At 71.1% G+C, this 22,354-nt stretch carries 24 protein-coding genes; 22 read left to right on the forward strand and 2 right to left on the reverse strand.

From position 1 onward, the window contains the following. Positions 1–11: 11 nt before the first annotated feature. The 8 genes from ACFSE6_RS14960 to ACFSE6_RS14995 all read left to right on the forward strand — a co-directional run bounded on the left by ACFSE6_RS14960 (position 12) and on the right by ACFSE6_RS14995 (position 6,854). On the forward strand, positions 12–605 hold the full coding sequence (locus tag ACFSE6_RS14960) for an HIT family protein (RefSeq protein ID WP_388008818.1): 594 nt from the start codon (positions 12–14) through the stop codon (positions 603–605). Beyond that, the gene (gene pgsA / locus ACFSE6_RS14965; protein ID WP_388008821.1) at positions 605–1,231 is read left to right on the forward strand and encodes a phosphatidylinositol phosphate synthase; all 627 of its coding nucleotides are present in this window, start codon (positions 605–607) and stop codon (positions 1,229–1,231) included. Before ACFSE6_RS14960 ends, pgsA begins: the two co-directional genes overlap by 1 nt. After that, positions 1,228–2,187 carry a phosphatidylinositol mannoside acyltransferase gene (locus tag ACFSE6_RS14970; RefSeq protein WP_388008824.1) on the forward strand — a complete coding sequence of 320 codons (960 nt, stop codon included), beginning with the start codon at positions 1,228–1,230 and terminating at the stop codon, positions 2,185–2,187. The genes pgsA and ACFSE6_RS14970 overlap by 4 nt, the downstream gene beginning before the upstream one ends. Beyond that, positions 2,187–3,377 carry a glycosyltransferase family 4 protein gene (locus tag ACFSE6_RS14975; RefSeq protein ID WP_388008827.1) on the forward strand — a complete coding sequence of 397 codons (1,191 nt, stop codon included), beginning with the start codon at positions 2,187–2,189 and terminating at the stop codon, positions 3,375–3,377. Before ACFSE6_RS14970 ends, ACFSE6_RS14975 begins: the two co-directional genes overlap by 1 nt. Further along, a complete protein-coding gene (locus ACFSE6_RS14980) occupies positions 3,368–3,991 on the forward strand; it encodes a hypothetical protein (RefSeq protein WP_388008830.1) in 624 nt (207 codons plus the stop codon). Before ACFSE6_RS14975 ends, ACFSE6_RS14980 begins: the two co-directional genes overlap by 10 nt. 50 nt (positions 3,992–4,041) lie before the next feature. Next, positions 4,042–5,178 (forward strand): PrsW family intramembrane metalloprotease, encoded by a 1,137-nt coding sequence (locus tag ACFSE6_RS14985; RefSeq protein WP_388008833.1) that lies wholly within the window; start codon positions 4,042–4,044, stop codon positions 5,176–5,178. Positions 5,179–5,244: 66 nt separating this feature from the next. After that, positions 5,245–6,162 carry a pyridoxal 5'-phosphate synthase lyase subunit PdxS gene (gene pdxS / locus ACFSE6_RS14990; protein WP_388008836.1) on the forward strand — a complete coding sequence of 306 codons (918 nt, stop codon included), beginning with the start codon at positions 5,245–5,247 and terminating at the stop codon, positions 6,160–6,162. Positions 6,163–6,218: 56 nt separating this feature from the next. After that, the gene (locus ACFSE6_RS14995; protein WP_388008839.1) at positions 6,219–6,854 is read left to right on the forward strand and encodes a hypothetical protein; all 636 of its coding nucleotides are present in this window, start codon (positions 6,219–6,221) and stop codon (positions 6,852–6,854) included. A gap of 17 nt (positions 6,855–6,871) precedes the next feature. On the opposite strand, the gene ACFSE6_RS15000 is transcribed toward ACFSE6_RS14995, so the two are convergent. Beyond that, positions 6,872–7,456, reverse strand: a complete 585-nt coding sequence (locus ACFSE6_RS15000; RefSeq protein ID WP_388008842.1) for a hypothetical protein — start codon at positions 7,454–7,456, stop codon at positions 6,872–6,874. A gap of 356 nt (positions 7,457–7,812) precedes the next feature. Here ACFSE6_RS15000 and ACFSE6_RS15005 point away from each other — a divergent pair, with 356 nt between their 5' ends. From ACFSE6_RS15005 to ACFSE6_RS15065, 13 genes are all read left to right on the forward strand, one after another. Further along, entirely contained in the window at positions 7,813–8,022 is a 210-nt protein-coding gene (locus ACFSE6_RS15005; protein ID WP_388008845.1) for a hypothetical protein, read from the forward strand. A gap of 61 nt (positions 8,023–8,083) precedes the next feature. Beyond that, positions 8,084–8,458 carry a hypothetical protein gene (locus ACFSE6_RS15010; RefSeq protein WP_388008848.1) on the forward strand — a complete coding sequence of 125 codons (375 nt, stop codon included), beginning with the start codon at positions 8,084–8,086 and terminating at the stop codon, positions 8,456–8,458. A gap of 126 nt (positions 8,459–8,584) precedes the next feature. Next, the gene (locus ACFSE6_RS15015; protein ID WP_388008851.1) at positions 8,585–9,127 is read left to right on the forward strand and encodes an NUDIX hydrolase; all 543 of its coding nucleotides are present in this window, start codon (positions 8,585–8,587) and stop codon (positions 9,125–9,127) included. Beyond that, a complete protein-coding gene (gene pdxT / locus ACFSE6_RS15020) occupies positions 9,124–9,777 on the forward strand; it encodes a pyridoxal 5'-phosphate synthase glutaminase subunit PdxT (protein ID WP_388008854.1) in 654 nt (217 codons plus the stop codon). The genes ACFSE6_RS15015 and pdxT overlap by 4 nt, the downstream gene beginning before the upstream one ends. Positions 9,778–9,798: 21 nt before the next feature. After that, entirely contained in the window at positions 9,799–10,557 is a 759-nt protein-coding gene (locus ACFSE6_RS15025; protein WP_388008857.1) for a YebC/PmpR family DNA-binding transcriptional regulator, read from the forward strand. A 187-nt stretch (positions 10,558–10,744) separates the two neighbouring features. Next, positions 10,745–11,362 carry a crossover junction endodeoxyribonuclease RuvC gene (gene ruvC / locus ACFSE6_RS15030; RefSeq protein WP_388008860.1) on the forward strand — a complete coding sequence of 206 codons (618 nt, stop codon included), beginning with the start codon at positions 10,745–10,747 and terminating at the stop codon, positions 11,360–11,362. A 56-nt stretch (positions 11,363–11,418) separates the two neighbouring features. Continuing rightward, a complete protein-coding gene (ruvA, locus tag ACFSE6_RS15035; protein WP_388008863.1) occupies positions 11,419–12,030 on the forward strand; it encodes a Holliday junction branch migration protein RuvA in 612 nt (203 codons plus the stop codon). 13 nt (positions 12,031–12,043) lie between these two features. Further along, complete coding sequence (ruvB, locus tag ACFSE6_RS15040) at positions 12,044–13,045, forward strand: Holliday junction branch migration DNA helicase RuvB (RefSeq protein ID WP_388009133.1); 1,002 nt, start codon at positions 12,044–12,046, stop codon at positions 13,043–13,045. A gap of 79 nt (positions 13,046–13,124) precedes the next feature. Further along, positions 13,125–13,586, forward strand: a complete 462-nt coding sequence (yajC, locus tag ACFSE6_RS15045) for a preprotein translocase subunit YajC (protein ID WP_388008866.1) — start codon at positions 13,125–13,127, stop codon at positions 13,584–13,586. Positions 13,587–13,672: 86 nt separating this feature from the next. Further along, positions 13,673–15,781 (forward strand): protein translocase subunit SecD, encoded by a 2,109-nt coding sequence (gene secD / locus ACFSE6_RS15050; RefSeq protein ID WP_465254167.1) that lies wholly within the window; start codon positions 13,673–13,675, stop codon positions 15,779–15,781. Beyond that, a complete protein-coding gene (gene secF, locus ACFSE6_RS15055; protein ID WP_388008872.1) occupies positions 15,781–16,887 on the forward strand; it encodes a protein translocase subunit SecF in 1,107 nt (368 codons plus the stop codon). The genes secD and secF overlap by 1 nt, the downstream gene beginning before the upstream one ends. Next, a complete protein-coding gene (locus tag ACFSE6_RS15060) occupies positions 16,884–17,438 on the forward strand; it encodes an adenine phosphoribosyltransferase (protein WP_388008875.1) in 555 nt (184 codons plus the stop codon). Before secF ends, ACFSE6_RS15060 begins: the two co-directional genes overlap by 4 nt. Before the next feature lie 24 nt (positions 17,439–17,462). Further along, positions 17,463–19,790 (forward strand): RelA/SpoT family protein, encoded by a 2,328-nt coding sequence (locus tag ACFSE6_RS15065; protein ID WP_388008878.1) that lies wholly within the window; start codon positions 17,463–17,465, stop codon positions 19,788–19,790. 28 nt (positions 19,791–19,818) lie between these two features. Here ACFSE6_RS15065 and ACFSE6_RS15070 read toward each other — a convergent pair whose 3' ends face one another. Beyond that, positions 19,819–21,342 (reverse strand): DUF349 domain-containing protein, encoded by a 1,524-nt coding sequence (locus tag ACFSE6_RS15070; RefSeq protein WP_388008881.1) that lies wholly within the window; start codon positions 21,340–21,342, stop codon positions 19,819–19,821. 218 nt (positions 21,343–21,560) lie between these two features. Here ACFSE6_RS15070 and ACFSE6_RS15075 point away from each other — a divergent pair, with 218 nt between their 5' ends. Continuing rightward, positions 21,561–22,301, forward strand: coding sequence for an MBL fold metallo-hydrolase (locus ACFSE6_RS15075; RefSeq protein ID WP_388008884.1), 741 nt, complete (start codon positions 21,561–21,563; stop codon positions 22,299–22,301). Positions 22,302–22,354: the final 53 nt, after the last annotated feature.

The following is a 22,354-nucleotide window of genomic DNA, read 5'->3' on the forward strand; positions in this document are numbered from 1 at the left end:
CGAGGGCCGGCATGACGGCGCCCGGGTTGCCCCAACCGGAGCCCGGGGCCGACCATCCCGGCGTCCCGGACGCGTTCGGACGGCTGTGGACCCCGCACCGGATGGCGTACATCGACGGGGAGGGCAAGCCGACCGACGACGCCCCTGGTCAGGGGTGCCCGTTCTGCCGTGCGCCGGGGCGTCCGGACGAGGAGGCCCTGATCGTCCACCGCGGCGAGGCCGCCTACGTGGTCCTCAACCTCTACCCGTACAACCCGGGGCATCTGCTCATCTGCCCCTACCGGCACGTCTCGGACCCCACCGAGCTGGACGACAGCGAACACGAGGAGATCTCCCGGCTCACCACGCGCAGTTTGCAGGTCGTGCGTGCCGTCTCGGCTCCGCACGGGTTCAACCTCGGGATGAACGTCGGTGCCGTCGCGGGCGCGGGGATCGCGGCGCACCTGCACCAGCACGTCGTGCCCCGGTGGGGCGGGGACGCGAACTTCCTCGCCATCGTCGCCCGCACGAAAGCCCTCCCGCAGGTGCTGGGGGAGACCCGGCGGCTGCTCGCCGAGGCCTGGACAGGCACGGCAGGCATCCTGGACGACGGGGCTGACGGCTAGTGCTCTCGAGCAACGGCCGGCGCCTGGCCACCGTCCTCTTCGGCCCGGCGGCGCGACTGCTCGTCCGGCTCGGTATCAGCCCGGACGCGGTGACCGTGGCCGGCACGGCGCTGACCGTCGCGGCCGCGCTGTCCCTCCTGCCGACCGGCCACCTCCTCGCCGGCGCGCTCACACTCGGCGCGCTCGTCGTCCTGGACAACCTCGACGGCCAGATGGCGCGGCTGACCGGGCGCGAGTCGGACTGGGGAGCCTTCCTCGACTCGACGATGGACCGCTTCGCCGACGCTGCGATCTTCGCGGGAGTGGGAATCTGGGCCCTGCGGCACGTCGACGGCGCGGCCGGAGACGTCACTGCCGCGCTGGCGCTGAGCTGCCTCGTCCTCGGCAGCATCGTGCCGTACGCGAAGGCGCGGGCCGCCTCGCTGGGGATGACCGCGGACGGCGGACTCGCCGAACGGGCCGACCGGCTGGTGGTCATCCTGGTGGCGGTGCTGCTCGTGGGACTCGGCCTGCCGGTCGTGATCCTCACCGTCGCCCTGGTCCTGCTCGCACTCGCCAGCGCGTGGACGGTCATCCAGCGCGTCTCGGCGGTGCATCGGCAGTCGCACGGTAGGACGGGAGCATGATGGTCGACCTGGTCCGCGTCTTCTCGCTGGCGCGGCGTGTCGTGGAACGGATCCCCGACCCGGTGGCGCGCGGCATCTTCGCATCCGTGGCCGACGGGGCCTGGCTGTTGCGCTACGGCGGGGTGACCCAGCTCGAAGCCAATCTCTCCCGGGTACGGCCCGAGCTCGACCGCGCCGGACTGCGACGCCTGTCCCGCGAGGGCATGCGCACCTACCTGCGGTACTACTGCGAAATGTTCCAACTGCCCGGGCTCACCCGCGAGCAGATCGCCGCACGCGTGCGCCTGGTGGGTGACCGCCCGGTGCGCGAGGCGCTCGCCTCGGGCCGGAGCGTCGTGGCGGCTCTGGGGCACAACGGAAACTGGGACCTCGCAGGAGCTTTCGCCACCCGAGAGCTCGCTCCGGTGCTCACCGTGGCCGAAGTCCTCGAACCGGAGGAGATCTTCCGGGACTTCCTGGACTTCCGCACCGATCTCGGGATGACGATCATCCCGCTGACCAAGGGTGGCGGAGTCTTCCGGCAACTCATGCGGCACGCGCGGCAGGGCGAGGCCAGCATCATTCCGCTGCTCGCCGACCGTGACCTGACCAGCACCGGCGTGGAGGTCGACCTGCTCGGTCAGCGTGCCCGGGTCGCCGCCGGTCCGGCCGCGCTGGCGCTCGGTGCGCGGATCCCGCTGTTCCCGGTCATGATCCGCCACGAGCTCCTCACCGGTGCCCGGCGGCGTGCGGCCGGGTCACCGTGGGGCATCGTCATCGAGTTCCTCCCTGCCCGGCACGACGGCTCGGCCGAGGGCGACGTCGCCGCACTCACCCAGGCGTGGGTGGACGACGTCGCCGAGCGGATCCGTCGCCACCCCACGCACTGGCACATGCTGCAGAAGGTCTTCCTGGACGACCTCGACCCGGACCGGCTGCGTCCGGCGTCGGCGTCCGCACGCCGGACGGAGACCTGATGCGGATCGGGCTGGTCTGCCCCTACTCCTTCGACGCGTTCGGCGGAGTCCAGTTGCACGTCCGGGACCTGGCGGAGGAACTGATCCGCCGCGGTCACGAGGTGAGCGTGCTGGCACCTGCTGAGGACGGCACGCCAGTCCCGGACTACGTGGTGCCGTCCGGCCGTTCGGTCCCGATCCCGTACAACGGCTCCGTGGCCCGCCTGAACTTCGGTCCGGTGGTCGGCGGCCGGGTCCGGCGCTGGGTCGACCAGGGCGGCTTCGACCTCCTGCACCTGCACGAGCCGTTCATCCCGTCGCTGAGCATGCTGGCGTTGTGGGTGGCGGACGGTCCGGTGGTCGGCACGTTCCACACATCGATGGAACGTTCTCGCGCATTGCGCGCGATCAGCCCCGTCGTGGTCCCGATGCTGGAGAAGATCACCGGGCGTATCGCCGTCTCCGCCGAGGCGCGCCGCACCCTGGTCCAGCATCTCGGCGGTGACGCCGTCGTCGTTCCCAACGGGGTCTACGTCGACCGGTTCGCTACGGCGGAGCCGGACCCGCGCTGGACCGGGGAGCCGGGGCGCCCCACCGTCGCATTCCTCGGCCGGTTGGACGAGCCTCGCAAGGGACTGCCGATCCTGGCGGAGGCTGTCGACGATGTCCTGCGCGCGGTCCCCGGCGCCCGGTTCCTCATCGCCGGGCGCGGTGAGGCGGCCGAGGAGCGGACGTTGCTCGCCCGGCACGGCGAGGCGGTGCGGTTCCTCGGGGGAATCAGTGACGAGGAGAAGGCGCGGCTGTTCCGCTCGGCCGACGTCTACGTCGCGCCCCAGACCGGCGGGGAGAGCTTCGGGATCGTGCTCGTGGAGGCGATGTCCGCCGGGGCTCTCGTCGTCGCCGCGGATCTGCCAGCGTTCCAGGCGGTCCTGGACGGCGGTACGGCCGGACGCCTGTTCCGGCGGGGGGACGCCGCCAGCCTGGCCAGAACGCTGGTGGACGTCCTCACCGACCCGGAACGGGCCCGGCCGGTCCGCAGCCGGGGCCAGGAGGTCGTCCGGCGCTACGACTGGTCCGCGGTGACGACCCGGATCCTCGACGTCTACGACATGGTGGTGACCACCGCGCGCACCCCAGTGCGCGAGGACCCGCGATCACGCACGGTCTACGGACGCCTCCGCGCCGCCGCCGGGGAGCGACCGTGGGCCTGACCGAGTGGGTGCTCGTCGGCCTCGTCCTCGTGGCCGTCGCCGTCGTGCTGCTCTGGCGCCGCGCGGTCCGACTCGACACACTGCACCGCACTGTGCTGCGGTCACGCCAGACCCTCGAGACCCAGCTGGCACAACGAGCCGCCGCGGCACACGAGCTCGCCACCTCCGGAGCATTGGACCCGGCCGAGACCCTCCTCGTCACAGACGTGGTGCTGCGGGCCACCGACGCCGCCGGCAGCGAGGTGGTGCCCGATGGCCTGGCAGGCAGCACACCCGACCACCTCCTCGCCGCCCCGGACGTCTCCGCAGCCACCCCGCCGGAGGAGAGGTCGGACAGGGCGCTGATCGAGAGCGAACTGAGCCGTACCCTGCGCACCGTGCTCGGAGATGGCGCCTCGCGCCAGGGGCTGGCCGAGGACCCGCGCACCGGCGACATGCTCGACCGGCTCGAGCAGTCCTGGTACCGCCTCCAACTCGCCCGCCGATTCCACAACTCCCACGTCGAACAGGTGCGACGGCTCCGGGCGGACCCCGTCGTCCGGTACTTCCGCCTCGCCGGCCGCGCCCCGATGCCCGAGCCGTTCGACATGGACGACACGCTCCCGAGCGACTGACCGTCCGCGGGTGGTCCGTACCCCGTCCGGGACCCTCTACGCTGTGGGCCATGTCGACCCCCGCCCACCCGGCGCCGCCCGCCGGGCCGCTGTGGCCGCAGGCCCGCCCCCGTCCCGTGGCGACCTTGATCGTCGAGATCCTCCTGATCGCACTCGGCCTGGTCGGGGCCGTCTTCCTCGTCGCATACGTCGCCGGTCAGATGGGTGCCGGCGCCACCGTCGTCTCCGGCGTCGTCGCAATGGTGCCGTTGGCCGGCGTGATCGCGGCGATCATGTGGGTCGACCGCTGGGAGCCCGAGCCACGCTGGCTGCTCGTCGCCGCGCTCGCCTGGGGTGCCGGAGTCTCCACCGCCGGCGCCATGGTGCTCAACACGGCCTACGCGAGCCTCGTCTACGCCCAGAGCGGAGACCCGCTGCGGGCCGACATCCTCAGTTCCGTCGTGAGTGCGCCGGTGGTCGAGGAGGTCCTCAAGGGCGTGGGCGTCCTCGCGATCTTCCTGCTGCGGCGCAAGTACTTCGACGGACCGGTCGACGGCATCGTCTACGCAGCTGTCGTCGCCGCGGGCTTCGCCTTCACCGAGAACATCCTCTACTTCGCGCGGACCGAGAGCGCTGCCGAGCTCGGGATGACCTTCATCATGCGTGGCGTCATGTCGCCGTTCGCACACGTGGTCTTCACCTCGCTCACCGGCATCGCGCTGGGTTACGCCTCCCGTGCGACCAACCGCCTCGCGTGGCTGTGGATGTTCCCGCTCGGACTGGCCGGCGCTGCGCTGCTGCACGCGGTGTGGAACGCCTCCGCCTCGCTCGGAGCGGTCTACCTGATCTTGTACTTCGTGTTCCAGGTGCCGCTGTTCGTCGCCGGAATCGTCCTGGTGGTGTGGCTGCGCAACGACGAGAAGGCAACGATCTACCACCGGCTCAGCGAGTACGCGCAGGCCGGCTGGTTCGCCCCGCACGAGATCCAGATGCTCACCTCGCTGAAGGGCCGGCGCGTCGCGCGCCGCTGGGCCGCCTCCCGCGGGGAGGGCCCGAAGCGCGCCATGAAGGACTTCCAGAAGGCGGCCACCACGCTCGCCTACACGCGACAGCGCGCACTCTCGGGGCGGTACGACATGGGTGTGCGCCGCGACGAGCACCAGCTGCTGAACACCGTTACCCAGGCCCGTGCGGGCTTCGCGGGCTGACAGCGCCCGCGCCGAGCAGGCCCCGCACCCACCTAGACTGGGATCCTCCCCAGACGTGAGGTCATAGTGTCCGAGAACGAGTCCGTCACCAGTTCATCTGCGCCGCAGCAGGGCACCGCCCTGGTCAAGCGGGGTATGGCCGAAATGCTCAAGGGCGGCGTCATCATGGACGTCGTCACGCCCGAGCAGGCCAAGATCGCCGAGGACGCCGGAGCCGTCGCCGTCATGGCCCTCGAACGCGTCCCGGCCGACATCCGCGCCCAGGGTGGCGTCTCCCGCATGTCCGACCCCGACATGATCGCGGGCATCATCGACGCCGTCTCCATCCCGGTCATGGCCAAGGCCCGGATCGGGCACTTCGTCGAGGCACAGGTGCTCCAGGCGCTCGGGGTCGACTACGTCGACGAGTCCGAGGTGCTCACCCCGGCCGACTACGAGCACCACATCGACAAGTGGGCCTTCACGGTCCCGTTCGTGTGCGGTGCCACCAATCTCGGCGAGGCGCTGCGGCGGGTCACCGAAGGGGCGGCGATGATCCGCTCCAAGGGGGAGGCCGGCACCGGTGACGTGTCGAACGCGACCACCCACATGCGCAAGATCCGCCGGGAGATCCGCCGGCTGCAGAGCATGCCAGAGGACGAGCTCTACCTCGCGGCCAAGGAGCTGCAGGCCCCCTACGAACTCGTGCGCGAGGTCGCCGAGGCCGGCAAGCTTCCCGTCGTGCTGTTCACCGCGGGCGGCATCGCTAGCCCCGCCGACGCCGCCATGATGATGCAGCTCGGGGCCGAGGGCGTGTTCGTCGGGTCCGGCATCTTCAAGTCGGGTGACCCGGCCCGCCGCGCGGCGGCCATCGTCAAGGCCACCACGTTCTACGACGACCCCGACGTGCTCGCCGACGTCTCGCGCGGGCTCGGTGAGGCGATGGTCGGCCTCAACGTCGAGGACGAACCGGTGCCGCACCGGCTCGCCGAGCGAGGCTGGTGAGCCGGCCGGGCGTCGGCTACACCGCCGAGCGCGGGACGTGCGAGACTCCGTGAGGTATGGCAGCGCACCCGTACCAGGCTGAGCTCGGTGACCTCCTCGAGGTGCACCGTCCGGCGGGCCGCGTGCTCGGGTGGGCGGTACCGGTCGGTTTCGGCCTCCCGTTCGGCCTCGTCGCCGGGTTCGGCCCGCCCGGTCCGGCGGTCGGGGTCGTGATCTTCCTGCTGATCGCCGTGCCGATGGCGCTCGGCGGCGCGGAATGGTTCTTCCTCGAGCATCGGTTGTACGAGCACGGCATGGTGCTGCGTTCGATCCCGATCCTGCGCACCTACGTCATCCCGCACCACACCATCGACCCGGCGAGCTTCGAGACCGGAGGGCGTCGGGTCCACGACGGCGGAATGGCCGAGGCCGTCCGGGCCGGGAACGAGAGGAGGTTTCGCGTCACGTTCCTCACCGGGAGAACCGTGCGATTTGTCGGCCTCCATCCGGAGCGTGCCCACCGGCTCAACACGGGCGCTCTCACCTGGCACGATCTCGAGCGTCCGTTCACGAAGGGACGAAGCGACGACCCAGTGCCGGCCACGGCGTCATGGTGGCTGAGCTATCGATCCGCCGAGCGTCACCGGCGGCTGATCGAGGATGCCGTGCGTCGCAGCGCGCAGGAGCCGCCACGCCCGGCGCCGGGACGCTGAAGACGGAGGTGGACCGACTACTCGCCGGTCCACCGACCACCGATTCTCACCGTTCCCGTCTCAGCACGTGGGCTGTAGTCGGCGACCACACCGATGTCGAGGTCACCGAGGCGTGCAGACAGCCGGTCGGTCTCGACATCCTGCGTGCCCCGGGCGGCGCGAGCCGCCTCGTGGAAGCCTGCCGCAGCCGCGGCGGGGAGGCCGAGTTGTTCCAGTACCGCGCGGTAGCGCCCGGCGGTCTCGTCCAGTGACATCGTCGCGGTCTTCACGACGAGGCTGTCCGGCCCGCCGTCCTCACTCGTGATCGCACTGAAGGCGATGTACCGGACCGGTGCTCGCACGTCCGTCCCGGCGGGCAGCCGGAGCATGGCCGGCCGGGCGGGCCGGGTCTCGTAGACGGCGGTCTCGCCGTCGGCACCGAGGCCTACCTCGCCTGCTGTCGGCCGCCGCCGAAGGTCCCATACCTCGGTACCGTCGACGTTCACCGCGGCATCGGGTAGCTCGCGTGCTTCATCGTCCCGGCGGACGGTGATCGCGTCGCAGCCGGCCGCAGCAGCCGCACCGACCGCGATGGTGGCCGCCAACACCGTGCGTCGCAGCATCAGATGTCCTCCCTGGGGGCATGCCTGTCCGCGCCGTCGTTCTCGGGCCTGAAGCCCCACGCCTGTGGCCGGCACGCGGCGGCAGCCGCGTCATGCGTCATGCGTCATGCATCATGCGTCATGCTTTGACGATAGAGGTCGACGCGCGAACCAGGGACTGAAATCGGACGTCGGCTGTCGATACGGACTACGTTCGTCGATGTGGACGCGGACCGGTCCGGTGCGCGGCGGCACCGCCAGCCTCCGGCACGCAAGGGGTGGATCGATCTCGTCCTGCTCGCGGCACTCGCCGCGATCTGCGTTGGGTGGACGGCTTGGCGAGCGGCGCTGTCCCCGATCGCCTCTCGATCAGTTGTGTGCAGTCCGCGCCACGCGACTACAGCAACGACTGGTTCGTCGCCCCGCTCGTGCTTGCCGCCCCCGTCGTGTTGATCGGCGCCTCGGTCGTCGTCGCCGGATGGCGTCACCGTCGCGGCCGCTGGAGCTTCTACTGGCCCTTGATCGGCGTGGTGGCGACCTACGCCTTCTACGGCGTCCTGTTCCTGGTCGTGCGAGCACTGACGTGAGCCGTCGTGGCCGCCGCTCGGCTATGGTGCCGGTCAACGCTCCGGGCTCGAGGGGGATCACATGGGTGCGCGCGCCCCCGTGCTGGTCTCCGCGCTGACAGTTGGTGCCCTGGCGCTGTCGGGTTGCCAGGGCACGATCGCCATCGGCGCGGTCAGCCGGTGCGACGCCCCGGTCGAAGTCGACGTCGTGCGCTTCGCCGAGGACGCCGACGTCGACCCGGAGTGGACCACCATTCACCCGAGCGACCGGTCCGGCGTCCGCGCGGTCGGTGAGCACGCGGACAGCGTGTACGTCATGGTGCGCCGGGCGGGCGACCAGACGCAGGAGAACCGGACGATCGCGATCACGAAGCTCGCCGAACCACCGGCGGACGCGGACTACGACAAGGAGATCGAGCTCACCGGCGCGCTGTGCCCGCCCGCAGCGGAGAGCTGAGCGCGAACGGCGTCCTCCTCGGCACCGTAGACTCGCCCGGGTGACTTCTGAGGACGCACGCAGCGGCCAGGCAGTCGGCGCCCCGGTTCGCGCCGCCCGGGAAGGGTCGAGCGCCGAGGGCGGTCGGTGACCGCCGAGCTGGGCCCGGACTGGGTGCGCGGCCCGGACGGTCTGCCCTACCGGCGGGCGGCGCGAGTCATCCTCCTCGATGCCGCGGACCGGGTGCTACTGGTCCGTGGCCACGACGCCGGCGAGACCACGCGCAGCTGGTGGTTCACCGTCGGCGGCGGCCTCGACGCGGGTGAGAGCCCGCACGACGGCGCGGTGCGGGAGGTCCGCGAGGAGACCGGCCTCGAGGTCCACCCCCGCGATCTCGTCGGCCCTGTCCTGACCCGGTCGGCCGTCTTCGACTTCGTCCGCGTGACCTGCCGCCAGGACGAGGAGTTCTTCCTCGCCCGGGTCGATTCGGCCCGAGCCGTCAGCGATGCCGGGTGGACGATGCTCGAGCGAGAGGTCATCGACGAGTTGCGCTGGTGGGAGCTGGACGAACTGGAGGACGCCGTCGCGGCAGGTACGGTCGTCTATCCGACCACGCTGCCGAGGCTGGTCCGGCGCGTGGCCGGAGGTTGGGACGGCTCCGTCGAGCACCTGGACGAGGTGGACCGGTGACCGCACCGACCGTCGGCGTCCTGGCGCTCCAGGGTGATGTGCGCGAGCACCTCGCCTCCCTCACCGCGGCCGGCGCCCGGGCCGTGCCCATCCGGCGCCGCCCCGAGCTCGAGGCGGTGGACGGTCTGGTGCTGCCCGGCGGCGAGTCGACCACCATGGACAAGTTGCTCACCGCGTTCGAGCTGGCCACCCCGCTGCGCGAGCGCATCGCCGGTGGCATGCCCACTTTCGGGTCCTGCGCCGGGATGATCCTGCTCGCCGACCGGGTGGTGGACGCGCCGCCGGACCAGCGCACGCTCGGCGGCATCGACATGACTGTCCGACGCAACGCCTTCGGCCGTCAGGTGGACTCTTTCGAGCAGGAGATGCGCGCCCCGGCCCTTGCGGACGACCCCGCGCGTGACGAGGCGATCCATGCTGTGTTCATCCGGGCGCCGTGGGCCGAGGAGGTCGGCGCGGGCGTCGAGGTGTTGGCCACCACCGTCGGCGGCCGCCACCCGGGTAGAATCGTTGCCGTTCGTCACGGCGCGCTGCTCGCGACGGCTTTCCATCCCGAGCTCGGCGCAGACGCACGGGTGCACCGGTTCTTCGTCAGGATGATCCGCGAGCAGACCGGCGCCGAGGCGCGGGACGAGATCGCACGCACGTAACCGACCAGAGAGCAAGCACACATGTCCGGTCACTCCAAGTGGGCCACCACCAAGCACAAGAAGGCCGCCATCGACGCCAAGCGCGGCAAGCTCTTCGCGCGGCTGATCAAGAACATCGAGGTGGCGGCACGCACCGGGGGCGGCGACCCGGCCGGCAATCCGACGCTCGACGACGCCATCCAGAAGGCCAAGAAGGCCTCGGTGCCGGCCAACAACATCGAGCGGGCCGTCAAGCGCGGCTCGGGTGAGGAGGCCGGCGGCGCCGACTACGAGACGGTGATGTACGAGGGCTACGCCCCGGGCGGCGTCGCCGTCCTCGTCGAGTGCCTCACGGACAACCGGAACCGCGCCGCCTCGGACGTGCGGGTGGCGTTCACCCGCAACGGCGGCAGCCTCGCCGATCCGGGGTCGGTCTCCTACCTGTTCAACCGGCGCGGTGTCGTGGTGGTGCCGAAGACGGACGGCCTGAGCGAGGACGACGTCCTGGCCGCCGTCCTCGATGCCGGCGCCGAGGAGGTCAGTGACCTCGGGGAGTCCTTCGAGATCCTCTCCGAGGCAACCGACGTCACCGAGGTGCGTAAGGCCGTCCAGGAGGCCGGTCTCGACTACGACTCCGCCGAGGCGCAGTTCGTCCCGTCCATGGAGGTCGAGGTCGACGTCGAGGGCGCCAAGAAGGTCTTCCGGCTGCTCGACGCGCTCGAGGACGCCGACGACGTGCAGAACGTCTACTCGAACGTCAACGCACCCGACGAGGTCATGGCCGCCGCCACCGAGGACTGACGAGCGCGAGTGAGGAACGAGCGGAGCGCGAGGAAGTCCGACCACGGGCACCGAGGACTGACGAGCGCGAGCGAGGAACGAGCGGAGCGCGAGGAAGTCCGACCACGGGCACCGAGGACTGACGAGCGCGAGCGACACTCCGATGCCGCCTCCGGGCGGCCGGTTCCCTCGGTGCGAGAGTGGGCCTGTGCGCATTCTCGGAGTGGACCCCGGACTGACCCGTTGCGGTCTGGGCGTGGTCGACACCGCCGGCGGCCGTCGCGTCGATCTCGTCGAGGTCGGGGTCGTACGCAGTCCGGCCGACCTCTCACCACACCTGCGGCTGCTGACCATCGCCGAGGCGCTGGAGGACTGGCTGGGCCGGCTCCGGCCGGACGTCGTCGCCGTCGAGCGCGTCTTCGCCCAGGCGAACGTGCGCAGTGTCACCGGCACCTCCCAGGTGGCTGGAGTGGCAATGCTGGCGGCCGCTCGCGCGCATCTGCCGCTGGCGCTGCACACCCCGAGTGAGGTCAAGGCCGCCGTCACGGGCGACGGACGCGCGGAGAAGGCGCAGATCCAGGAGATGGTGCGCCGTATCCTCCGGCTGGAGGCCGCGCCGCGGCCCGCGGATGCGGCCGACGCACTCGCCCTGGCCATCTGCCACGCGTGGCGTGGCGGGGGTGAGGGCAGCGCCGTGCGCGCCCAGTACGGCGGCGCAGACACGCTGCCGCGCGCGGCGGGACCGGGTCTGACCAGTGCCCAGCGGGCCTGGGCCGAGGCCGAGCGGTCGGCGCGCCGGTCCGGCGCCGTCGCCCCCAGACGGTAGCTTGGGAGGTCGTACACGCGTTCGCCCGCGCGGAGCCCGAGCACGGAAGGATCTCGATGATCGCGTCAGTCACCGGTGCGGTCGAGGCCGTCGCCCTGGACCACGCCGTGGTCACCGTGGGCGGCGTCGGCATGCTGGTGTACGCCACGCCCACCACACTCGCCGGACTCACGGTCGGCAGTACGGCACGACTGGCGACGTCCCTCGTCGTTCGCGAGGACAGCCTCACCCTCTACGGGTTCGCCGACGACGACGAACGCACGGTGTTCGAGACGCTGCAGACGGTCTCCGGCGTGGGTCCGCGCCTGGCGCTGGCCATGCTCGCCGTCCATACCCCGGACGGGCTGCGCCGTGCCGTCGCCGCGGAGGATCTCGGCGCTCTGCAACGTGTGCCGGGCATCGGGAAGAAGGGGGCTCAGCGCCTCGTCCTCGAGATCGGCGAGAAGCTCGGCCCGGGCGTCGGTGAGGCGCCGGCCGTCGTCGAGGCGGCAGCTCCGGCACCGCCCTCGGACGTCGTCGACGCCCTGGTGCAGCTCGGCTGGAGCGAGAAGGTCTCTTCCGAGGCCGTCGCGGCCGTGATGGCCGAAGACGGTGCCCTGGACGGGCAGGACGTCTCCGCGGTGCTGCGCGCCGCCCTGCAGCACCTGGGAGGGACCGCACGTGGCTGACGCCGACCAGGTGATGGACACCGGCGCGGACGACGTCGAACGCGCCGCCGAAGCGGCGCTGCGCCCGCGTCGGTTGGCCGACTTCGTCGGTCAGGAGGTAGTCCGTGACCAGTTGTCCCTGGTGCTCGAGGCTGCGCGGGCACGCGGCACCCCGCCGGACCACGTCCTGCTGTCCGGCCCCCCGGGGCTGGGGAAGACCACGCTGGCCATGATCATCGCGGCCGAGGTCGACGGAGCGCTGCGGCTGACGTCGGGACCCGCCATCCAGCACGCCGGCGATCTGGCGGCGATCCTGTCCTCCCTGCAGGAGCAGGACGTGTTGTTCATCGACGAGATCCACCGGCTCGCCAGACCGGTGGAGGAGATGCTCTACCTCGCGATGGAGGACTACCGGGTCGACGTCGTGGTCGGCAAGGGGCCGGGTGCCACATCCATCCCGCTGACCCTGCCGGCGTTCACCGTCGTCGGGGCCACCACCCGGGCCGGCCTGCTCCCGGCGCCGCTCCGGGACCGATTCGGGTTCACCGGGCATCTGGAGTTCTACAGCGCCACCGAGCTCGAGCACGTGCTCCGTCGCAGCGCCGGCCTGCTCGGCGTCACGTTGCATGACGACGCCGCCCACGAGCTGGCCTCCCGCTCGAGGGGGACGCCACGAATCGCCAACCGGTTGCTGCGGCGCGTCCAGGACTTCGCCCAGGTCCGCGGCAGCGGCGAGCTCGACCTCACAGCGGCGCACGGTGCGCTCGATGTCTTCGAGGTGGACCGGCTCGGACTCGACCGGCTGGACCGCGCCGTGCTCGAGGCTCTCTGCCGTCGCTTCGGCGGCGGCCCGGTCGGCCTGTCGACCTTGGCCATGACGGTCGGCGAGGAGCCGGAGACGGTGGAGACCGTCGCGGAGCCGTTCCTGGTCCGGGAGGGGCTCGTGGTACGGACGCCACGGGGCCGGATGGCCACGCAGGCCGCCTACGACCACCTCGGCCTGACGCGCCCCGGGGAGGCGACCCTGTTCGACTGACCCAGGAGCTCGTTCGTCGCTTCCGCACCCGAACGCCTAGACTCTTGGGGTTATCCCCGACACGACGGAGCACCACCCCATGGAAATCTTCATCTTCCTCGCGATCATGATCGCGCTCATGCTGTTCGTGACGAACCGCGGGAAGAAGCAGCAGCGGGCGGCGCGGGAGCGGGTCGAGGAGTCTTTGGTGCCCGGCACCTGGGTCATGACGATCGGCGGGTTCTTCGGCAAGGTCGTCGAGGTCGACGGTGACGTGGTCACCCTGGAGAGCCCCGCCGGTGACGAGACCATCTGGCTCAAGAGCGCTGTCAAGGAACCCAAGGAGCCCCCGTTCAGCGAGCCCGAGGAGACCGAGGACGGCACGGACGAGACCGACACCACGATCACCGACGCCGACGCCACCACGATCGGCGACACCGCGGTCAGCGACACGACCGGTGAGTCGACCGTGACGGACACCTCCGACCCGACGACGCGCCCCGGCGGTCCCACCGTCGGCGAGGACGGCCGGCTGACCGGCGACGACGACAAGCGCGGCTGACGCGGCGCGCACGGTCGAAGCAGCGGAGGAGAGAAGGACAGGTGGCGTCACGCCCACAGCGGGACCGTCCCGGACGGACCTTGATCATGCTCGTCGTCGTGGTGGCGGCACTCTTCGGCTCCCTCGTCGTCGGATCCCGGACGACCGACGAGGCCTCGCTGACGCCGAAGCTGGCGCTCGACCTCGAGGGCGGCACACAGCTCATCCTCACGCCCCGGACCACGGACGGGTCGGAGATCACGGACGAGGACATCGGTCAGGCGATCTCCATCATGCGTCAGCGTGTGGACGCCTCCGGAGTCGCCGAGGCGGAGATCACCAGCCAGGGTTCGAACAACATCGTCGTCGGGCTCCCAGGGTCTCCGGACGACGAGACCATCGCCCTGGTCGGCCAGTCCGCCAACCTCGCCTTCCGCCCGGTGCTCACCGCCGGCGGTGCCAGCCCGATCGACCCGCAGGCCTGGGACGAGCAGCAGGAGCAGCAGCAGGGTCAGGACGGCCAGGGTGAGGACGAGCAGGGGCAGAGCGACCAGGACGGTGAGGGCAGCGACCAGTCGGGCGAGCAGGCCCCGCCGAGCCAGGAGGAGATCGAGCGCGCGGCCCGCGAGGCCTCGGACAGCGACGGTGACGGCGAGCTGTCCGACCAGCCGGCGGCCGAGCCGCAGAACTCCTCGGACATGAACTGGATCACCGAACAGGTCAGCTACGACTACTTCGTCCTGGACTGCGCGGATCCGGCGAACCGCGGCGCCGGCGAGCAGGACGCGCCGGGACAGCCGATCGTGGCGTGCTCGCAGGACGGTTCTCAGAAGTTCATCCTCGGCCCCACCGCCCTCACCGGGGAACACCTCACCTCTGCCAGTTCCGGCCAGGAGGTCAATCAGCAGGGGATGTCCACCGGCCGGTGGGCGGTCAACCTCCAGTTCGACGACACCGGCGCCGACGTGTTCGGCCGCTTCAGCGAGCGGCTGCTCAACATGCAGCCCCCGCAGAACCAGTTCGCGATCGTCCTGGACGGCCTGGTCATCTCCAACGCGCAGATGAACAGCGCCATCTACGACGGTCGTGCCCAGATCACCGGTGACAGCTTTACCGCCGAGACCTCCGCCACTCTGGCGAACCAGCTCAACTTCGGCTCGCTGCCGATCGACTTCGAGATCCAGTCGCAGGAGCAGATCTCGGCGACCCTGGGCACCGAGCAGCTCAGTCGCGGCATCCTGGCCGGGCTCATCGGCGCGGGGCTCGTGGTGATCTACATGCTCTGGCAGTACCGCGGCCTGGGCCTGCTGTCCGTCGCGAGCCTCGTTCTCGCCGGTGTCATCACCTACGGCGCGATCGCGCTCATGTCCTGGCTGGTGGGCTATCGGCTCTCGCTTCCCGGCGTCGTCGGACTCATCGTGGCTGTCGGCATCACGGCGGACTCGTTCATCGTCTATTTCGAACGTATCCGCGACGAGGTTCGGGAGGGCCGCACCCTGGCCGCCGCCGTCGACCACGGCTGGCCACGTGCACGCCGGACCATTCTGGCCTCCGACGTCGTCAACTTCACCGCTGCCGCGGTGCTGTACCTGCTCGCGGTCGGTGGCGTACAGGGCTTCGCCTTCACGCTCGGGCTGGTGACCATCGTCGACCTCGTCGTGGTCCTCGGGTTCACCCATCCGGTGATGCTGCTGCTGGTACGCACGAGATTCTTCGGGGGCGGACACAAGCTCTCCGGTCTGGAACCGGAAAGTCTCGGCGCGACGTCGGCCACGTACCGGGGGCGGGGCCAGTTCCGGCGCTCGCAGCCGGCCCGCCGACCGGCACCCGAACGCGAGCTCGTCGGCGCCCGCAGCGCTGCCACGGCTGGCGGCGCTGGCGCCGCCGCGCCTGCCGAGGGGATCTCCACGGAGGCCGCGTCGCCGGCGTCCGCCGCATCACCCGACGAGGCGGACAGACCGGCGCGCGAACCACTGCCACCGGCGGTCGACGAGGACGGCCGGCGGCTGACCATCGCGGAGCGTCGCGCCCGGCAACGCAAGCGTGCGGCCGAGGCCGCACGGGCGAACGACGGCGACTCCGCCGACCGGCCGGCGGGCGAACCGCCGGACGCGGCGCCGGAGACGACAGCCTCCGACACAGCGCCTGGTACGTCTGCGGACGCGGAATCGGACAAGCCTTCGGGCGAAGCATCGGACGAGGACGGTGAGCGGTGATGGTCTCCTTCCGCCGCTGGGGCAACGAGCTCTACACGGGCCGCCGCTCCTACGACATCGTCGGCAAACGCCGGCGTTGGTTCGTCGCCGCCGCCATCCTCGTGCTCGCCTCGCTCCTGGTGCTCGGCACGCGTGGCATCAACGCGGGGATCGAGTTCCGGGGCGGTTCACAGTTCACCGTCTCCGGTGCCGCCTCCACCGCGGAGCAGCCGGCCTACGACGCCGTCGCCGAACTCGGCGGCGAGCCACCACGCGTGTCGACCGTCGGGGACGACACCGTCCGCGTGCAGACCGAGGAGCTCTCCGACGTCGAAACCCGCGAGCTGCGCCAATCGCTGGCGGAGGCCTACGACGTCCCCGCCGAGGACGTGGCCTCCTCATTCATCGGTCCGGTGTGGGGTCAGGACGTCACCGTCCAGGCCCTCATCAGCCTCGTCGTGTTCCTGGCCCTCATCTCGATCATCCTCATCATCTACTTCCGGACCTGGACCATGGCGGTCGGCGCCCTCGGAGCGCTGCTGCACGACGTGGTCCTCACCGCCGGCATCTACGCCGCCGTCGGGTTCGAGGTCACCCCGGCCTCCGTCATCGGCCTGCTGACGATCCTCGGCTACTCCCTCTACGACACCGTGGTCGTCTTCGACAAGGTCCGCGAGAACAACCAGCACCTGTTCACGCAGGAGGCACGTACCTACAGCGAGGGCGCCAACCTCGCCATCAACCAGACGATGGTGCGCTCCATCAACACCTCGGTCACCGGTCTCCTCCCGGTCGGGTCGATCCTCTTCGTCGGGTCGTTCCTGCTCGGTGCGGGCACCCTGCGGGACATCTCCCTCGCCCTCTTCGTCGGCATGGCCGTCTCCACGTTGTCCTCGATCTTCCTCGCCGCCCCCATCGAGGCGGCGCTGCGCGAGCGCAACGAGAAGATCGCCAAGCACACCGCCACCGTGCTGGGTAAGCGTGAACGCCGCCGGAAGGCCGATGCCGCGGCGGGGGAGGACGTCGACGTCACCGCGTCGACCGCGGACCTCACCGGTGTCGGTATCGTCGCCGGGCGCCACCTCGGGCACGCCGCCCAGCCCCGCCGCAAGAAGGGACGTCGATGATCACGCCCGCGCCCACCGGCTCATTCCCCACCGACCTGACCGAGCTGGTGCGCAACCACATCCGGGAGATCCCCGACTTTCCCTCGCCCGGCATCCTGTTCCGTGACATCACCCCGCTGCTCGCCGACGGTCCCGCCTTCACCGCCCTGATCGACGGCCTCGCGGACGCCTACCGGGGCAGCGTCGACGCCGTCGCCGGGCTGGAGTCGCGCGGGTTCATCCTGGCGGCCCCGTTGGCCGCGGCGCTCGGTGTCGGCATGATCACCGTCCGCAAGTCGGGGCGGCTGCCGGGCCCGGTGATCGGCGTCGATTACGCCCTCGAGTACGGGGACGCACGGATGGAACTGCGTCCAGAGACGATCGCGGACGGCCAGCGGGTGCTCATCGTCGACGACGTGCTCGCCACCGGTGGCACCGGCGCGGCCGCCGTCGAACTCGTCCAGCGGGCCGGCGGCCAGGTGACCGGACTGGCCATGCTGCTCGAGCTGGCCGATCTCGGCGGCCGCGGCAGGTTGGAGGGACACCGGGTCGACTCGGTACTCGTGTACTGACCGATTCGCCGTACCATCGAGCCAATGGCGGGTGAACGAGTACCGACCACCCAGGGCGGGGCCGATGTGGCACCGAGCTCCCGGGTGCGATCACGCCTGGTCTGGCTCGGCTCCCGGGGCCACACCAACCCGCCGGCGGTCGAGCCGCTGCTGCGCGCCGTGCGCGCCAACCATCCCAAGGCCGATACCCAGCTCCTGCTGCGCGCCTACGGCGTCGCCGAGCGGGCCCACCAGGGGCAGTTGCGCAAGAGCGGCGACCCGTACATCACCCATCCCGTCGCCGTGGCGACGATCCTCGCCGAGCTCGGCATGACGCCCCCCACGCTGGCTGCGGCGCTGTTGCACGACACGGTCGAGGACACCGACTATCCGTTGTCCGAGCTGCGGCGCGAGTTCGGCGACGAGATCGCCCTGCTCGTCGACGGCGTCACCAAGCTGGACAAGGTCACCTACGGTGATGCCGCGCAGGCCGAGACGGTCCGCAAGATGGTCGTGGCGATGGCCAAGGACATCAGGGTGCTGGTCATCAAGCTCGCCGACCGGTTGCACAACGCCCGCACCTGGAAGTACGTCTCGGCCGCCTCTGCGCAGCGCAAGGCCCGCGAGACGCTGGAGATCTACGCGCCGCTCGCGCACCGGCTCGGGATGAACACCATCAAGTGGGAGCTCGAGGACCTCTCCTTCGCCACGCTCTATCCCAAGGTCTACGACGAGATCGTCCACCTTGTCGCCGAACGGGCACCCGCACGGGACGAGTACCTCTCCACGGTGGCGCGCCAGATCGAGGACGACCTGCGCACCGCGAAGATCAAGGGTGTGGTGACCGGTCGGCCGAAGCACTACTACTCGATCTACCAGAAGATGATCGTCCGCGGCCGCGACTTCGACGACATCTTCGACCTCGTCGGGATCCGCGTCCTCGTGGACTCCGTCCGCGACTGCTACGCCGCGCTCGGGGCGATGCACGCCCGGTGGACGCCCTTGCCGGGGCGGTTCAAGGACTACATCGCGATGCCGAAGTTCAACCTCTACCAGTCGCTGCACACGACGGTGGTGGGACCGAACGGCAAACCGGTCGAGATCCAGATCCGCACCCACGACATGCACCGCCGCGCCGAGTACGGCGTCGCCGCGCACTGGAAGTACAAGGAGAACCCGAACGCCAAGGGTGGCCGGGGCTCGCCGCCGCCGGCGGGCACGGAGGAGATGGGGTGGCTGCGCCAGCTCGTCGACTGGCAGCGTGAGACCGCCGACCCGAGCGAGTTCCTCGACTCCCTGCGGTACGAGATGTCCGGCGCGCAGGTCTACGTCTTCACGCCGAAGGGCGACGTGATCTCACTACCGTCCGGCGCGACGCCGGTGGACTTCGCCTACGCCGTACACACGGAGGTGGGGCACCGCACGGTCGGCGCGCGGGTGGGCGGCAAGCTCGTCCCGCTGGACTCGGTGCTCGAGAACGGTGACACGGTCGAGGTCTTCACCTCCCGGTCCGAGGGGGCCGGGCCGAGCCGCGACTGGCTGAACTTCGTCAAGTCGCCGCGCGCCCGGAACAAGATCAAGTCCTGGTTCACCAAGGAACGGCGCGAGGAAGCCATCGAGGCCGGCAAGGGACAGCTCACCCGCGCCATGCGCAAGCAGAACCTGCCGATCCAGCGGCTGATGAATCACGAGTCGCTCTCCGCGCTCGCCACCGAGATGCGCTACGCGGACGTGGACGCCCTCTACGCCGCCATCGGCGAGAACCACATCTCCGCCGGCAACGTGGTCAGCCGCTTGGTGGACTCGGTCGGCGGCGAGTCCGGGGCCGAGGAGACGCTCGCCGAGGCGACCGTGCCGGGGGAGCAGCGCACCCCGCGGCGCACCTCGGAGAACAGTGTCGTGGTCGAGGGCATGTCGGACACCGACATCTGGGTCAAGCTCGCGCGGTGCTGCACACCAGTGCCCGGCGACCCGATCGTCGGATTCGTCACCCGCGGCCAGGGGGTCTCGGTGCACCGGGCCGACTGCGGCAACCTCGAGGGTCTGCGCAACCAGCCTGAGCGCATGGTCGACGTGAGCTGGGCGAAGAGCGCCCAGAGCTCGTTCCTCGTCCAGATCCAGGTCGAGGCGCTCGACCGCAACGCCCTGCTCTCCGACGTCACCCGGGTGCTCTCGGAGAACCACGTGAACATCCTGTCCGCCTCGGTCAGCACCTCCCGCGACCGGGTGGCGATCAGCAAGTTCGTCTTCGAGATGGCGGAGCCGTCCCACCTCGGCCACGTGCTCGCGGCGGTCCGCAAGATCGATGGGGTGTTCGACGCCTATCGCATCACCGGCTCCCGGGCGACCCAGCGGCCGACCGCCGAGCGGTAACGCTCGGCGACCGACCGACCGCTCAGGCTCAGCGGCCCGCGGTCCGGCGCACCTGGTCCAGCCAGGTCCGTCGCGCCTCGAGGGCAGTCTCCGCCTCCGCGATCCGCTTCTCGTCCCCCTGGGCGCGAGCCTGGTCGAGCTCGCTCTCGAGCTGGGCGATCGCCTCGTGCAACTGCGCCGCTGCTCCCTCGGCACGGGCCTGCACCTCGGGGTCGGACTGCTTCCACTCGGCCTGCTCGGCATCGCGGACCGCCTGCTCGACCGCGCGCAGCCGGCCTTCCACCCGTTGCACGTCGCCGCGCGGGACCCGTCCGATCTGTTCCCACCGGTCCTGGATCGGGCGCAGTGCCGCACGGGCGGCACGGTGATCGGTCACCGGCAGCAGCCCCTCCGCCTGGGTGAGCAGCTCCTCCTTGGCGGCGAGGTTCTCCCGGTACTCGGCGTCGATCTCGGCGTTCTGGGCGTTGCGGGCGTCGAAGAACACCTGCTGGGCGGCCCGGAATCGGGCCCACAGCGCGTCGTCCTCCTTACGGGCGGCACGGCCGGCAGCCTTCCATTCGTCCATGAGCTGGCGGTAGGCCGCGGTGGTCCGGCCCCAGTCCGTGGAGGAGGAGAGCTCCTCGGCACGGGCGATGAGCCGTTCCTTGACCTCCTTGGCCGCCTTCTGCTTTGTGTCCAGCTCCGAGAAGAACTGGCGGCGGTGCCGATCGAAGGCCGTGCGCGCGTGCGAGAACCGCTTCCAGAGCTTCTCCTCCGTGCTGCGGTCGAGTCGCGGCCCGCTGCGCTGGGACTGCTTCCACTCCTCCAACAGGTCACGCAGCCGCTGGCCGGACTGCTTCCACTGGGTACGCTGCGGGTCCTGCTCTGCGATCTGCTCCGCCTGCTCGACGATGGCCTCACGTTCGGCGACGGCACGCGCCCGGGCTGCCTCGCGCTCGGCGGCGGCCTGCCGGCGGCGTTCCTCGGCGGCCTCGGTGGCCACCTCCAGGCGCCGTCGCAGTCCATCCAGGTCGCCGACCGCGGCGGGCTGGTCCAGGGCCTCGCCGAGCGAGGCGAGGGTCTGGTCGATCTCCTTCGGCGAGAGCTGCGGCAGCCGCGTCTCGAACAGCGAGACCTGGGCCTGCAGATCGAGGAACCGAGTCACGTACAGGTCGAGCGCCTCGTCCGGGTCCGCCCCCGTGTACTGGCCGACGACGCGATCGCCGGCCGCCTCACGCACGTAGACCGTGCCGTCGGAGTCCACCCGCCCCCACCGGGCCGCCTCCGCCGCGGCGTGCGGGTCGACCGTCGGGACCACAGCAGGCTGTGGCGCGGCGGCTGCGGCCGGGCTCGGCCGGCCGGTCGGCGGGCCGGGCTTCGGGCGGATCGATGCGGGCGTGGGGCGTCCGCCCGGTTGCGGTGCCGGCTTCGGTGCCGGTTCAGGGACCGGTTGCGGTACCGGTTCAGGGACCGGTTCAGGTGCCGGCTTCGGGGCCTCGGACGCCGGGTCGGGGGCGGGCGCGGGCTCCTGCGGCCCGTCGTCGGCGTTGTCTGGGGTCGGCTGCTCGGTCACGGGTCGCGCTCCTTCATGACGGGGTAGGCCTGAGCCACACCGTTCTCGGTACTTCGGCCTCGCCGGTTCGAGGACCTGAGATCACCTCGCGCGCCGCCGGACGGCCGCCGGCGCGTCCCCCTGCGGACGTGACCTCGCTCTCAGTGTAGGGAACGGCCAGGTCGCACGGGAGCAGTCGGCTCGGCAGAGCCCCACGCGCAGGCCGATAACCTGCCTCCATGCTGCTGCGCCGACTCACCACACCGGTGCTCGAGGAGCACTGCTACGTCCTGGCGTCCGGCCACGGCTCCCCGGCCTTGGTGATCGACCCGGGCGCCGCGACGGCACCGGCGGTACGGGACGCGCTGGCCGAGCAGGAGCTGAGTCTCGGCGCCGTCGCGTTGACCCACGGGCACGCCGATCACGTGTGGGACGCTGCCGGGCTCGCCGGCTCGTCCCCGGTGTACATCGGCGGCCCGGACGCCCACCGGCTGGACGATCCCGCATCCGCGCTCGGCGTCCCGCTCGGGGAGATGTTCGCGGCGGCTGCCGGCACGGCGTGGGTGCGCCCGGCGCGCGTCGAGCACTGGCCGGGTGAGGTCCTGGCCGGCGAGGGGGCCGAGCTGGTGCCCGGCGTCGTCGTCCGGGCCGTGCCGGCGCCCGGGCACACCGAGGGCAGCACGCTGCTGCTGGTACGGGGCGCGATCGAGGACCCCGACGGGGCGTTGCCTGCGTCGGTCGCGGGGGAGGAGGATCTGCTGCTCGCACTGTGCGGTGATGTGATCTTCGCCGGGTCGATCGGCCGGACGGATCTTCCCGGCGGCGATGAGCGCGAGATGATCGCCACGTTGCGCACCCTCGCCACATCGCTCCCACCGTCGACGGTGCTGCTGCCGGGACACGGCCCGGCGACGGTGCTCGCGCACGAGATCACGGGTAACGCCCACGTGCGCGCGGCCATGGGCCGCTCCGGCCGCTGACCGCCCGCCGGCTGGGCGAGATCGCCGTGGGGGAGCGGAGGATGCGAAGATCG

This window comes from Georgenia deserti, from assembly GCF_042680605.1.
Taxonomy (GTDB): domain Bacteria; phylum Actinomycetota; class Actinomycetes; order Actinomycetales; family Actinomycetaceae; genus Allobogoriella; species Allobogoriella deserti.